Source organism: Mesorhizobium sp. M7A.T.Ca.US.000.02.2.1 (genome assembly GCF_003996995.1).
Lineage (GTDB): Bacteria > Pseudomonadota > Alphaproteobacteria > Rhizobiales > Rhizobiaceae > Mesorhizobium.
Window position 1 is genome coordinate 1 of the sequence record NZ_RZTT01000161.1, and the last position, 12,441, is coordinate 12,441.

The window sequence follows — 12,441 nt, forward strand, 5'->3', positions numbered from 1 at the left end:
CCTGATGGCCTCGATGCCGCGGATCGATCTGGTGCTGACAATCGGCATCTATGCGCAGTCCTGGCATATGGGTGCGGCGCGCCGGCCCTCCCTGACGGAAACGGTCATGGACTGGCGCTCCATCTGGGAGAATTCCGTCGGTCCGAAAGTGCTGCCGCTGCCGCATCCCTCGTGGCGCAACACCGGCTGGCTGAAGAAGAATCCATGGTTTGAAATGGATTTGCTGCCTTTTCTGCGTTCGGAAATCCGCTATCGCCTCAGATGATCTTTCAGCAAGAAATCACTCGCTTTTCCATCAATTGGCAGAATTTCTTTCTTGTGAAAGGTCGGAATAAGGGGGAGTATAGCCAATCTATTCCCCTGGGGAGCAAAATATGGACCGCCTCGATAGAAAAATCCTCCGCCTTTTGCAGGAGGACGCGACACTCGCGGTCGCCGACGTCGCCAAGAAAGTCGGGCTGTCGACGACGCCTTGCTGGCGGCGCATCCAGAAGCTCGAGGAGGAGGGCGTCATCAAGCGGCGCGTTGCCATTCTCGACCATGAAAAGGTCAATGTGCGCGTCACCGTCTTCGTGTCGATCCGCACCAATTCGCACAGCCATGAATGGCTGCGGCGTTTCTCGGAAGTCATCCAGGAGTTTCCCGAGGTGGTCGAGTTCTACCGCATGAGCGGCGACGTCGACTATCTCCTGCGCGTCGTGGTGCCCGACATCGCCGCTTATGACGCCTTCTACAAGCGGCTGATCGCCAAGATCGAAATCCGCGACGTGTCGTCGTCCTTCGCCATGGAGCAGATCAAGTACACGACCGAAATCCCGCTCGACTACATGGTGCTGGACAAGGAATCGGGTGCCAACGCTGCCTGAGCTGGACGTCACACAAGGTCGTCCCGCTTAGTTCTTCTTTTTGTTGAGGAAACTCCAGGGCGAATTCACCGGCAGCGTGACGGTGTCCGGCACGCTGCCGACCGCGACGACGTTTGCCTTGCGCACGCTGTAGCCAGACTGGATGACGCTGACGCCGTCGAGGATGAACAGCTGGCTCTTCTCCATGTCCGGCTTCAGCGCGCCGGTGACCGCGACAGGCTGATACGCCTCGGACATTTTGTAGGGACGGGCCGGCGTGACCAAGACAATCTGGTTGGGCGGGGGCGTCGGCATGTGGCTGCACGCACCCGTCCACGGCACCAGCAGGAACTGATAGACGAGATCGCCGTCGCGATCGACCGGCAATGCGTAGCCGGCTAGCTGAATGCTTTTGTCCTGAAGATTGACGGACAGCGTCTCGCCATGGTCGGGCAATTTTGCCGCGATCATCGGCAGCCCGACGTTTTCGGCGGCGGATTGCGTTGCCGGACGCAGATCCTTCCAGAATATGTGCGCGGTCTCGGCCGCGGCATCGGCGGCAGCGGACACAAACAACGCAGTTGCGAGCATTATGGTTGATTTCAGAGGATTGCTCATTGGCCGCGTCCCTTTGAAGCTCAAGTAAAGACGCCGCCGTCAGCGACGTCAACGCTCCCGCCGCATCACATGTCGGCAGCCGCATCACATGTCGGCGAGATCCAGACATGCCGGAAAGCGGGTTTCCGCGCCGTCAGCCTTTCCTTGCGGCGATCCGCGCCAGCGTCTTGGCATTGGACAGCTCCCTTACCGCGTCCTTGCCGATCCAGCGCGCCGTCCTGTCGGCCGACTGCGCCAGCCGTTCGGCGGCAGCCAGGGCAGCGCCGTGCATGTCCATCGATCGTTTGCCGATCGACCGAAGCGCCCAGTTCACGGCCTTCTTCACGAAATTGCGGCTGTCGTTCGCATGCGTTTCGATGATCGGCAGGAAGGAGAGGAAGGTCGCCCCTGGCTCCTTCTTCCGGTGGACGACGGACCAGGCCATCATGGCGAAGGCCGTGCGCCGAACGAACTCCCGCTCATCGGCCGCAAACTCGGCGATCAGTTCTTTCCAGGCGTCCGTATCGACAAAGAGATCCGAGACGCCGTCGACGATGTCCCAGGAGTCGAAACTAGCCGCCCATCGTCTTGCATCTTCAGCAGAAAACCGTTTCGGGTCAGCCGTGACGGAGGCGATGAATTGCGCCTCCATGATGCCGGTGTCCCATAGCTCGAAGGCGCGCTCGTGGTTGCGTTTGATCTTCCTGGCGATCTGCCGCTGCATGCCGTGCGTGATACCAAGTGCACGGTCGATCTTGATGCCGTAGCGCAACATGCCGAGGCGGTTCTCCTCCGATCCGATAGCGCGCAGATGGGCGACGATTTCTGCAGCACTGGATTGAGGCGAGAGCTCTGGCACCGCGGAAACCTATTTCTCGAGACGGGCGAGCAGCGAGGACGTGTCCCAGCGCTTGCCGCCCATCGCCTGCACATCCTTGTAGAACTGGTCGACGAGTGCGGTGACCGGCAGTCTGGCGCCATTGCGGTCGGCCTCGGCCAGGCAGATGCCGAGATCCTTGCGCATCCAGTCGACGGCGAAGCCGAAATCATATTTGCCGGCGTTCATCGTCTTGTGGCGGTTCTCCATCTGCCAGGAGCCGGCGGCACCCTTGGAAATCACCTCGATCACCTTCTCGATGTCGAGCCCGGCCTTCTTGCCGAAATGGATGCCTTCGGCCAGGCCCTGGACGAGCCCGGCTATTGTGATCTGGTTGATCATCTTGGTGAGCTGGCCGGCACCGGCCGATCCCATCAAGCCGACCATGCGGGCAAAGGCGTCGATGACAGGCTTCGCTTTGTCGAAAGCGTCCTGCTCGCCGCCGACCATGACGGTCAGCACGCCGTTCTCGGCGCCGGCCTGGCCGCCCGAGACAGGCGCGTCGAGAAACGAAAAACCACCGACTTGCGCCGCCGCCGCCAGCTCGCGAGCGACCTCGGCCGAGGCCGTGGTGTTGTCGATGAAGACCGAACCCTTCTTCATCGATTTGAAGGCGCCTTCCGGACCGGTCGTCACCGAACGCAAATCGTCGTCATTGCCGACACAGGAGAAGACAAAATCCTTGCCTTCGGCGGCCTGTGCTGGCGTCGCCGCAAGGCTACCGCCATGCTGGCCAACCCATTGCTCGGCCTTGGCCTTGGTGCGGTTGTAGACGGTCACGTCATGGCCGCCCTTGTTCTTCAAGTGCCCGGCCATCGGATAGCCCATCACGCCAAGACCGAGAAATGCAACAGATGCCATGAGCTTGCCCTTCAGAAACGGAATTTGCTGCGAGACGTCTAGGCTCTGCGCGCAATTCGTCAAGATGCGCAGGGCAGGATCGACTGGTGCAGCTGAATTTGAAAATAGTCAGCGTTTCAGGTGAACGGTGATCCGGCGCTCGATCCATTCGACGCCATGACGCAATATCTCGACCATCACCAGATAGACGAGCGCGACCCAGATATAGGCCTGGATGTCGAACGAGTTGGCGAAGGCGAGCTTGGCATTGCCCATCAGATCATAGACCGTGATGATGGCGACGATGGCGGAAGCCTTGACCATCAGGATCAGTTCGTTGCCATAGGGCCGCAAGGCGACGATCAAGGCTTGCGGCAGGATGATCTTGCGCAAGGTTTGCAGTTTGTGCAGGCCAAGCGATGCCGCCCCTTCCCATTGCCCTCTTGGCACGCTCTCGATGGCGCCGCGCAGAATCTCGGCCTGATAGGCGGCGGTGTTGAGCGCAAAGGCAAAGACGCCGCAATTGAACGCGTCCTTGAAAAAATCCCAAAGCCCGACCGACTGGAGTTCGACGCGGAACGAGCCCAATCCGTAGTAGACCAGATAGGTCTGGACCAGCAGCGGCGTGCCGCGGAAGAAATAGACGTAGCAATAGGCGAGGCCGGACAGAATCCGGTTCTTGGACATGCGCCCATAAGCGACGGGCACCGACAGAATCGCGCCGAGCACCATCGATATGGAAACCAGCGCGAGCGTAACCCCAAGCCCGCTCAAATAGGCGGGCGCATATTTGGCGAAGAACTCAGGGTTCCAGGCAAGAACCAGATAGCTGACGATGCCAATGCCGAACAAAATCCACAGGCAGACCAGCGCATAACCGGCAATACGCCTGCGTGGCCAGCCGCGCGCCCGGGGCGGGGGCCGTTCGACCATGGTGGCCGCGGCGCTCATCGCTGCGCCTCCCGCCGGCCAAGCGAGCGCAGGATCGCGCTGGTGGCGAAGGACGACAGGACGGCCAGGCCAAGAAAGACCAGCGAGGCGACACCGAAGAACAGGAAAGCATGCTTGGTGACGCGGGCGGCAATGCTGGCATTGCGCAGCGTCTCGGCCAGGCCGACGACCGACACCAGCGACGTGTCCTTGAGCAGGCTGAGCCAGCAGTTTTCCAGGCCGGGGAACGCGATGCGCAGCAGCTGCGGCACGATCACCTTGCGCATGGTCAGCCAGTTCGAAAGACCAATGGCATAGCCGCCTTCATACTGGCCTTTGGGAATGGCGCGGAAGGCGGAAAGAAAAACCTCGCTGGCATAGGACGAGAAGATCAGCGCAAGCACGATCATGCCGGCGACGAAGCTGTTGACGTCGATGGTGGTGTCCGGCCGGAAATACCTGACGAGATGCTGCAGCAGGATCGGCATGCCGAAGAAGAACAGGAAAAGCGTCACCAGTTCCGGCAGGCCGCGAAAGACCGTGGTGTAGATGTTGGCGGCAAGGCGCAGCGATGGTTCTTCGGACTGCTTGGCGAGGGCAATGAAAAAGCCGATCGTCAATCCGATCGGCAGCGTGGCAAGCGCAAGCGCAATGGTGATCAGTGCGCCATAGGCAATATCGTCAAGCCAGCCTTCGGGTCCCCAACTGAGAAGTGTCCATATGCTCTGGGCTGGCATCGACCGGTCTTATCTCCACGGCATTCCTGAGATGAATAGAAGGACGGCGGGGAAATTCCCCGCCGTCTTGACCTTATCAGGACTCGGCGCCGTAGACGTCGAACTTGAAGTACTTGTCGTTGATTTCCTTGTATTTTCCATTGGCGCGAATGGCGTCGATGGCCGAGTTGAGCTTGTTGACCAGGTCGGTTTCGCCCTTGCGCACGGCAATGCCGGCGCCAGGCCCGAAGATCTCGACCGGCTGCGGCGACGGCTGGCCGAGGATCTTGCAGCAGGCGCCATCAGGCGAATCCAGAAACTGCTGCAGCACGACGATATCGTCCTCGATGGCGTCGAGACGACCATTGGCAAGATCTGCCTGCTCCTCGGGGCTGCTCGGATAGCCCTTCACGGTGCTGTCGGTGTAGGTCTTCGAGGCATAGTTGAAATGCGTCGTGGTGGTGGCGACGCCGATGGTCTTGCCGGCGAGGTCTTCCTTGGTCACGCCTTTCAGCGTGCTGTCCTTCGGCACGGCGAGCGCCGACGGCGTGTTGTAGTATTTGTGCGAGAAATCGACCTTTTCCATCCGCTCCGGCGTGATCGACATCGAGGCGACGATGGCGTCGAACTTGCCGGCCTGAAGGGCGGGAATGATGCCGTCCCAATCCTGGGCGACGAAGGTGCACTTGACCTTCATCTCATCACAAAGCGCCTTGGCGATGTCGATGTCGAAGCCTACGAGCTGGCCATCGGCGGTAAGGTTGTTGAAGGGTGGGTAGGCGCCTTCGGTGCCGATCCTCAGGGTCTTTTCCTGGGCCTGGGCGACGCCGAGCGTCAGCAGCGCGGCCGATGCGGCAAGCGCGATACGCAGTGAAATACGCATGATGGTCCTCTCTTTATGGTCCCGGCCGTCGTTCCGAACGGCTCTGTGGGGCGGTGCTTTTGACCGCCCGCTGGCGCGATACTCCCACTCTTTCCAAGAAAAAAGCAACTGCAAAACCGTAAAAATGGGCAAGGCTATTCTGCCGTTGCGTCAGCGCTCAAGCAACGAGCCCGGTGGTGCGCTCGATGAAGTCGGCTATCGATTTTGCATCGTCGAGATCGAATACCGGCAGCTGCTCGCCTTCAATCGCAAAATCGGCGGCGACAGCGACGATGTTGGGATCCTCCGCCGAAAGCGGCGTGCGGTCCTTCGCATCCAGCCGGCGGGTTTCGATCTTGTCGTGGGCTTCGCGCTTGTAGCCCTCGACCAGCACCAGGTCGCAAGGGGCAAGCCGCGACAGGACAGTCTCCAATGTCGGCTCATCCTCGCCGCGCAGCTCGTGCATCAGTGCCCAGCGAACGCCGGAGACGATCGCGACTTCGGTGGCGCCGGCCTGCCGGTGGCGAAAACTGTCGGCACCCGGTTTGTCGATGTCGAAATCATGATGGGCGTGTTTCACCGTCGACACCTTCCAGCCGCGCCGGACAAGTTCGGTGACCAGCCTTTCGGTCAAAGTCGTCTTGCCGGAATTCTTCCAGCCGGTGATGCCGAAGACGCGTCTGTTCATGGCTTGATGCTCTGCAACAGACGCTCGGCAGACACAAGATCGTCCGGTTCGTTGATGTTGAAGAAAGGGTCGATCCCCGCCGATTGCAGAACCGGGAATTCCACCTCGACAAAACCGTGCCGGTCGATGAAAGCCGAAACCCGCCTGATATCCTCGTCGACCAGAAAGTGCCGCAAGGCATCGCGGCAGCCGAGCGGCCAGAGCGCGAAGGTCGGGTGCCGCTTGCCGGCCGAGCAGGCTACGGCAATCGAACTGGGACTTCGATCGGCGGCCGCTGCCAGACGCTCGACAAGGTTCAACGGCAGGAAAGGCGTGTCGCCGGCAGCACTGACGATCGCTTTGCAAGACGTATTGGCCGCGGCCCATTCGAGGCCGGTCAGGATTCCGGCGAGCGGCCCGGCAAAGCCGGGCACGCTGTCGGCAAGCACCGGCAGTCCAAAGCGCAGGAATCGCGCAGGGGCGCCATTGGCGCTGAGCGCCAGCGATTCTATTTGCGGGGTGAAGCGCGACACGACCTGGTCAAGCAGGCAGCCATCGCCAAGCGGCAACAGGCTCTTGTCGCCACCGCCCATCCGTCTCGACTGGCCACCGGCCAGGATGATCCCCGCAATGTCTCGCTTCATGCCACGAAGCCTGTACGCCAGCCGTCGGAAATCACAAGAACCTTCAATGATCTGGCTAGATTCCGTCAGGCACCATTGTCGGCCCCGTGCTTTCGGCGACGATCTTTCGCCGGCCGACCACACGCTCGCGGTAGAGCGCATAAAGGCCGGAGCCGATGATGATGGTGGCGCCGACGATCATCGGCGGATCGGGGATATCGGCGAAGATGAACAGGCCAAGCAGGATCGACCAGATCAGGGCCGTATAGCGGAACGGCGCGATGAAGGAGATGTCGCCCGCCCGCATCGGCATGATGATGAACTGGTAGCCGATCACCACCAGCACCGCGGCCAAGGCCAGCAGGGCTGTGCTGTCCCTCGTCATCGGCGTCCAGCCGCCCATTGCCGGCAACAGCGCCGCACCGACGATGGTCATGGCAAGCGCGGTTGCCGTCGACACCAGCAATGTCGGAATGGCCTCCGGGATTCGCTTGGTGGCGAGATCGCGCACCGCACAACAGGCAACGCTGGCCAGCGCCGCCAGCGAGTAGATGCTGAACCCTTCGAAGCCAGGCCGAACGATAATCAGCACGCCGGCAAATCCGATGGCGATGGCCAGCCAGCGCCGCCAGCCGACAGCTTCGCCAAAGACGAGTGCGGCCCCCATCGTCACCGCCAGTGGCAGCGCCTGCAGCACCGCCGAAACATTGGCGATCGGCAAATGGGCGAGGGCGACGAGAAAACTCACCGTGGCACCGGCCTCGCTGATCACGCGCAGGGCCACCAGAGGCTGCAGCATCGAACCCGAGCGGGCGAGCGCGCCGCGCTGCCAGGCGAGCAAGCCGACGAAAAGCGAAGCGAAAGCCCCACGGATCAACATGACCTGCGCCATGTTCATCGATTGTGACGAGTATTTGGTGATGGCATCGTTGAGGCAGAAGCCGGCCATCGCCACCATCATGAACAACGCGCCGCGAATATTTGGTGACAGGGGCAAGACGGCTACCGGTTCTGCTAAAGCATGTCGCCCAAAAGTGACCTCGGTTTTGGGGAAACGACACGCCTAAGAAACAAAGACCTAAAGCGCGTCGCCTGAATCCGTTCAAACGCGACGCGCTTTAGGCAGCAAGCCTGTAACAGCCGGGCGTGAAACAGCAACAGCAAAGGGCTGGGCCACAGCCTTGTTTGTGGCTCAGAAGACCACCTGCAATGGCGGCAGACTTACTTCTTCGGCGTCAGCACCTCGGTGCCATTGCCTTCCTTGCCGGCGATGGTCCACAGACCATGCAACGAGCCGTCGTCCGTCATCTTGTAGACGACGAGGCCGATATCCTTGCCCATGACATAGCCGGCCGAGAAGGCATCATCGTTGCGCATGCAGATGCCGTCGGAAGATGAGCCACCGGTTTCCCAATGGATCGCGCAGGTCGTCCCGCTGGTCAGCGTGATGGTTGCCTCGCCGCCATAGGCAGAGCCGTCGAAGTTGGTGCCGGCGACCGTATAAGTGCCGCCGATCGACTGGGCCGCAGCGGGCACGGTCGCGAGACCAAGCAAGGCTAGAGAAAGAACGAGTTTGCGCATGGTGTATTCCCCCTGTGAGCGAAGATCCGCTTCCAGGGAAAGGGTAGGTTGGAACAGACTGGCCGTAAATCCGGCTGTGGTTCGCGAACAAGACTTTTTCTGGGGTGTGGTCCGAAACTTTCACGACCCCTTGAGACTGCCGGCAACGGCGCCGACCAGCGGGTCGTATTTCGACTTCAGGGCCGGAGGGTAGTCGACCCAGACCGTGCGGATGATACCGTCTCTCCCAAACAGACGTCGCTCGTAAAACATCTTTCCATCCTTAACGCCCGACAGCACCGCCCAATCGCTGCCGGCCTTGCCATAGGTCACCTTGTAGCCGGCTTCATCGCTGGCCTTCTCGGCCGCCACAAAGCCCTTCGGCGTATCGTTGTCTATGTTGAGGATGCCGGAGCAGATCAGGCTGGCGCCATCGGCGCTCAGCCATTGCTGTCCGTCGCCATTATCGGGCTCCGGCTGGCGATCGGTGAAGATCTCGTCGGGAAAGGTGCAGACGGTGCCGAAGCGCTCGTTCACATAAGTGAACGGCGCGGCGACCGCACTGCTTGCTGCCATTGTCGCAATCGCCAGGAATGAAGAGTGCAGCCGCATGCTCGCCTCGAGTCATGATCCGAAGCGATCTTGCATGAATTTCACGAAAAGATCAGCCGCCGGTGACGCTCATATGGCGTGACACCGATGGGCGGCTGGTGCGGCGGTCGATGATGAAGTCGTGGCCCTTGGGCTTGCGGCCGATGGCTTCGTCTATTGCATCGGCGACCAGCTCGTTGCCTTCGGAGGCGCGCAAGGGCGCGCGCAGGTCGGCGGCATCTTCCTGGCCCAGGCACATATAGAGGGTGCCGGTGCAGGTCAGCCGGACGCGGTTGCAGCTTTCGCAGAAATTATGCGTCATCGGCGTGATGAAGCCGAGCCGTCCGCCAGTCTCGGCGACCTGGACATAGCGGGCCGGGCCGCCGGTCTTGAAGGGAATGTCGGTCAGCGTGAACTGGCGTTCCAGCGACGCGCGCAGCAGCGACAGCGGCAGATACTGGTCGGTGCGGTCGGCATCGATCTCGCCCATCGGCATGGTTTCGATGACCGTCAGGTCCATGCCGCGGCCATGCGCCCAGCGCATCATCTCGGGCAGTTCGGCGTCGTTGAAATCCTTCAGCGCCACCGCGTTGAGCTTGACCTTCAGCCCCGCCGCCTGCGCGGCATCGATGCCTTGCATGACCTTGTCGAGATGGCCCCAGCGGGTGATCTTGTGGAACTTGTCGGCATCCAGCGTATCGAGCGACACGTTGATGCGCTTGACGCCGCAATCGGCGAGTTCGGCGGCAAAGCGCGACAGCTGCGAGCCGTTGGTGGTCAGCGTCAGCTCTTCCAGCGCGCCGCTGGCGAGATGCCGCGAGAGCTGGCGCACGAGATGCATGATGTTCTTGCGCACCAGTGGCTCACCGCCGGTGAGGCGCAAGCGCCTTACGCCTTTTTCGATGAAAACCGTGCACAGCCGGTCAAGCTCTTCCAGCGACAGCAGGTCCTTCTTCGGCAGGAAGGCCATGTCCTCGGCCATGCAATAGGTGCAGCGGAAATCGCAGCGGTCGGTGACCGACACGCGGAGATAGCTGATCGTGCGGCCGAAAGGATCAATCATGTCCATGCTTCAAGCGCTTCCCTTGGCCGTGAACGGCTTCGTTATATACCGCTATGTGATACGATCCGGCCTGCCATTCAAGATAGCGCCTCTCGATCTTTGGTAACATCTCTCAGCCGACATCGCATGTCGGTCGGTCTCATCAGGCCTTTTCCCGTTTGGCGAAGCGGCGTAGGGAAGGGCGGATGAGACGGGATCGAACAGCATGACCGCACCGAAAGAGCTCAGGGTCTCCAAGGACCGCAAACTTCTGTCCGTCACCTTTCCCGACCACCATCCATTCGAATTACCGGCGGAACTGCTGCGCGTCGCCTCGCCATCGGCCGAAGTGCAAGGCCATTCGCCCGAACAGCGGGTGACGGTCCCCGGCAAGCGCAATGTGGCAATCCTCAAGATAGAGCCGGTCGGCAACTACGCCGTGCGCATCACCTTCGACGATTTCCACGACACCGGCATCTTCACCTGGAATTACCTGCATACGCTCGGCCACGAGAAGGATGCGCGCTGGGAGGCCTATCTCGCGGAGCTTGCGGAAAAGGGCCTGAGCCGGGACCGCTAAAATTGATTCCCCTCGCTGTCGTCAAAACGTCATCGAGATGGCGTAGCGCCGGCAAAGGTTCGGAGGCGAAAACATGTCCGTCATCACCACGGTCGAGCAGCTCGAGGCGCTCTATGGGGTTCCAGGCGAGGCCTCGCTGGTCAAGGAACTCGACCAAATCATTCCCGAATATGCCGCCTTTATCGAAGCCTCGCCCTTTGTCGCGCTGGCGACCAGCGGGCCGGAGGGGCTTGATTGCTCGCCGCGCGGCGATCTCGCCGGCTTTGTGCGCATCCATGATCCGAAAACGCTGATGATGCCGGACCGTCGCGGCAACAACCGCGCCGATTCGCTGAAAAACATTATCCGCGACCCACGTGTTGGGCTGCTGTTCCTGGTACCTGGTTCGGGCACGACGCTGCGCATCAATGGCCGCGCTCATGTTACAACGGATACAGCGCTGTGCGCGTCATTCACGGTGGAAGGCAAGGCGGCTCGATCGGTGACCGTCATCGACATCGATTCGGTCTATTTCCAATGCGCCCGGGCCATCGTCCGCTCCGAGCTCTGGAACGCAGCAAGGCATGTCGACCCGAAGTTGCTGCCGACCCCCGGACAGATCCTGGAGATCACCAGCCGCAGGAACATCGACGGCGAAACCTACGACAAGGAATGGCCGGAGCGGGCGAAGAAGACGATGTGGTAGGTTTGGGCTGAAAAGCCCTCACGCCTCTTTCAGCACATCATAGATCTTGCGCATCTGCTCGCCGATCATGTCACATTGTTCCGGCGTAGACTGGCTCATCGCCTTCTCTATCAGCGCCATGTGCACTTTCAGCGCCTGCATCAACAGCGCCTCGCCGGCCTCGGTGAGCGCGAGCCGCAGGATGCGCTTGTCCTTCTCGTCGCCTTCGCGGCGCAGCAGGCCACGCGCTTCCAGCTGCGGCAAAAGCATGGTGATGTTGGAACGGCCGACGAGCAGCTTGCGGGCAAGATCGTGCTGCGACATGCCGGGGTGGCGATAGAGGTTCATCAGCACGTCGAGCTGCGCCGGTTTCAAATCGAGCGGCGCAAGCTTCACCGCCAGCGTGCGCTCCAGCACATGGCAGGCGCGCGCCACCGCGACCCAGTTGCGGAAACGCGGGTTATCCCAAGGCAGCTCTTGTGTATTGTTCATCTTTGAACTATTATGTTCATGCTTGAACGTATGGATGGATTTTCACTATGGCATCATTCGGGCTGAAGGTCATCCGGAGCGTGTTCGGTGCGGCAGAGCGTGTCGCGCCGCGGCTTAGCGGACGCGCAGCGTTCGAATTGTTCTGCCGCACCCCGAATGTCAAGGCGCTCAGCGATGGCGAGCGCCGTGCTGTCGACCGTGCGGCCGGGTTCATGACCGAGGCGCGTCATCACCGGCTGAAGACCGCGACCGGCTGCGTCATGGTGCACGAGTTCCGCCCGGAGCCGGGCAGGGCGGCCGCCGGCACGGTGCTCGTCGTCCATGGCTGGCGCTCGCGCACCGAATATATGCGCGCCTTGATCGAAGGTTATCGCGCCGCCGGCCACCGGGTCGTTTCGCTTGACCTGCCCGGCCACGGCCAGTCGCAGGGCCGGCGCTTGAACATGGTCAATGCGGTGGATGCGGTGCGGGTTGCCGGCGAATGGTTCGGCCCCTTCGTGGCAGCGGTCGGCCATTCCTTCGGCGGCGCCGTCGCCGCCAACGCCATCGCCGGTT

At 61.3% G+C, this 12,441-nt stretch carries 18 protein-coding genes; 5 read left to right on the plus strand and 13 right to left on the minus strand.

Annotated features, from left to right (window positions below):
* A partial coding sequence (locus EOD15_RS16740; protein WP_348629427.1) for a uracil-DNA glycosylase family protein occupies positions 1 to 265 on the plus strand: 265 nt, incomplete at its 5' end.
* Positions 266 to 374: 109 nt separating this feature from the next.
* Complete coding sequence (locus tag EOD15_RS16745; protein WP_006205209.1) at positions 375 to 866, plus strand: Lrp/AsnC family transcriptional regulator; 492 nt, start codon at positions 375 to 377, stop codon at positions 864 to 866.
* 27 nt (positions 867 to 893) lie between these two features.
* Here the strand turns inward: EOD15_RS16745 and EOD15_RS16750 are convergent, their stop codons facing one another.
* The 12 genes from EOD15_RS16750 to moaA all read right to left on the minus strand — a co-directional run bounded on the left by EOD15_RS16750 (position 894) and on the right by moaA (position 10,177).
* On the minus strand, positions 894 to 1,463 hold the full coding sequence (locus EOD15_RS16750; RefSeq protein WP_127322085.1) for a DUF3299 domain-containing protein: 570 nt from the start codon (positions 1,461 to 1,463) through the stop codon (positions 894 to 896).
* A gap of 133 nt (positions 1,464 to 1,596) precedes the next feature.
* Positions 1,597 to 2,301: a DNA alkylation repair protein gene (locus tag EOD15_RS16755; protein ID WP_127322084.1), complete on the minus strand. Its 705-nt coding sequence runs from the start codon at positions 2,299 to 2,301 to the stop codon at positions 1,597 to 1,599.
* Between the two features lie 9 nt (positions 2,302 to 2,310).
* Positions 2,311 to 3,180: an NAD(P)-dependent oxidoreductase gene (locus EOD15_RS16760; protein ID WP_127322083.1), complete on the minus strand. Its 870-nt coding sequence runs from the start codon at positions 3,178 to 3,180 to the stop codon at positions 2,311 to 2,313.
* 108 nt (positions 3,181 to 3,288) lie between these two features.
* Complete coding sequence (locus EOD15_RS16765; RefSeq protein ID WP_127322082.1) at positions 3,289 to 4,110, minus strand: ABC transporter permease; 822 nt, start codon at positions 4,108 to 4,110, stop codon at positions 3,289 to 3,291.
* Positions 4,107 to 4,826 carry an ABC transporter permease gene (locus EOD15_RS16770; protein WP_127297297.1) on the minus strand — a complete coding sequence of 240 codons (720 nt, stop codon included), beginning with the start codon at positions 4,824 to 4,826 and terminating at the stop codon, positions 4,107 to 4,109. The genes EOD15_RS16765 and EOD15_RS16770 overlap by 4 nt, the downstream gene beginning before the upstream one ends.
* Positions 4,827 to 4,902: 76 nt before the next feature.
* On the minus strand, positions 4,903 to 5,688 hold the full coding sequence (locus EOD15_RS16775; protein ID WP_027036615.1) for an ABC transporter substrate-binding protein: 786 nt from the start codon (positions 5,686 to 5,688) through the stop codon (positions 4,903 to 4,905).
* 157 nt (positions 5,689 to 5,845) lie between these two features.
* The gene (gene mobB / locus EOD15_RS16780) at positions 5,846 to 6,355 is read right to left on the minus strand and encodes a molybdopterin-guanine dinucleotide biosynthesis protein B (protein ID WP_127269775.1); all 510 of its coding nucleotides are present in this window, start codon (positions 6,353 to 6,355) and stop codon (positions 5,846 to 5,848) included.
* Entirely contained in the window at positions 6,352 to 6,978 is a 627-nt protein-coding gene (gene mobA, locus EOD15_RS16785) for a molybdenum cofactor guanylyltransferase MobA (protein WP_127408648.1), read from the minus strand. The genes mobB and mobA overlap by 4 nt, the downstream gene beginning before the upstream one ends.
* 55 nt (positions 6,979 to 7,033) lie before the next feature.
* A complete protein-coding gene (locus EOD15_RS16790; protein ID WP_127322838.1) occupies positions 7,034 to 7,954 on the minus strand; it encodes a DMT family transporter in 921 nt (306 codons plus the stop codon).
* A gap of 224 nt (positions 7,955 to 8,178) precedes the next feature.
* Complete coding sequence (locus tag EOD15_RS16795) at positions 8,179 to 8,538, minus strand: hypothetical protein (protein ID WP_127322839.1); 360 nt, start codon at positions 8,536 to 8,538, stop codon at positions 8,179 to 8,181.
* Positions 8,539 to 8,658: 120 nt separating this feature from the next.
* Positions 8,659 to 9,093, minus strand: a complete 435-nt coding sequence (locus EOD15_RS16800; protein WP_245463688.1) for a hypothetical protein — start codon at positions 9,091 to 9,093, stop codon at positions 8,659 to 8,661.
* A gap of 88 nt (positions 9,094 to 9,181) precedes the next feature.
* On the minus strand, positions 9,182 to 10,177 hold the full coding sequence (gene moaA / locus EOD15_RS16805) for a GTP 3',8-cyclase MoaA (RefSeq protein WP_127270849.1): 996 nt from the start codon (positions 10,175 to 10,177) through the stop codon (positions 9,182 to 9,184).
* A gap of 199 nt (positions 10,178 to 10,376) precedes the next feature.
* Here moaA and EOD15_RS16810 point away from each other — a divergent pair, with 199 nt between their 5' ends.
* Together EOD15_RS16810 and EOD15_RS16815 are read left to right on the plus strand one after the other, a co-directional pair.
* On the plus strand, positions 10,377 to 10,730 hold the full coding sequence (locus EOD15_RS16810) for a DUF971 domain-containing protein (protein ID WP_127259328.1): 354 nt from the start codon (positions 10,377 to 10,379) through the stop codon (positions 10,728 to 10,730).
* A gap of 73 nt (positions 10,731 to 10,803) precedes the next feature.
* Entirely contained in the window at positions 10,804 to 11,415 is a 612-nt protein-coding gene (locus tag EOD15_RS16815) for a pyridoxamine 5'-phosphate oxidase family protein (protein ID WP_127322530.1), read from the plus strand.
* 18 nt (positions 11,416 to 11,433) lie between these two features.
* Here EOD15_RS16815 and EOD15_RS16820 read toward each other — a convergent pair whose 3' ends face one another.
* A complete protein-coding gene (locus EOD15_RS16820; RefSeq protein WP_127322531.1) occupies positions 11,434 to 11,886 on the minus strand; it encodes a MarR family transcriptional regulator in 453 nt (150 codons plus the stop codon).
* Positions 11,887 to 11,933: 47 nt separating this feature from the next.
* Here EOD15_RS16820 and EOD15_RS16825 point away from each other — a divergent pair.
* The coding region (locus tag EOD15_RS16825; RefSeq protein ID WP_127408649.1) for an alpha/beta fold hydrolase at positions 11,934 to 12,441 on the plus strand (508 nt) is incomplete at its 3' end.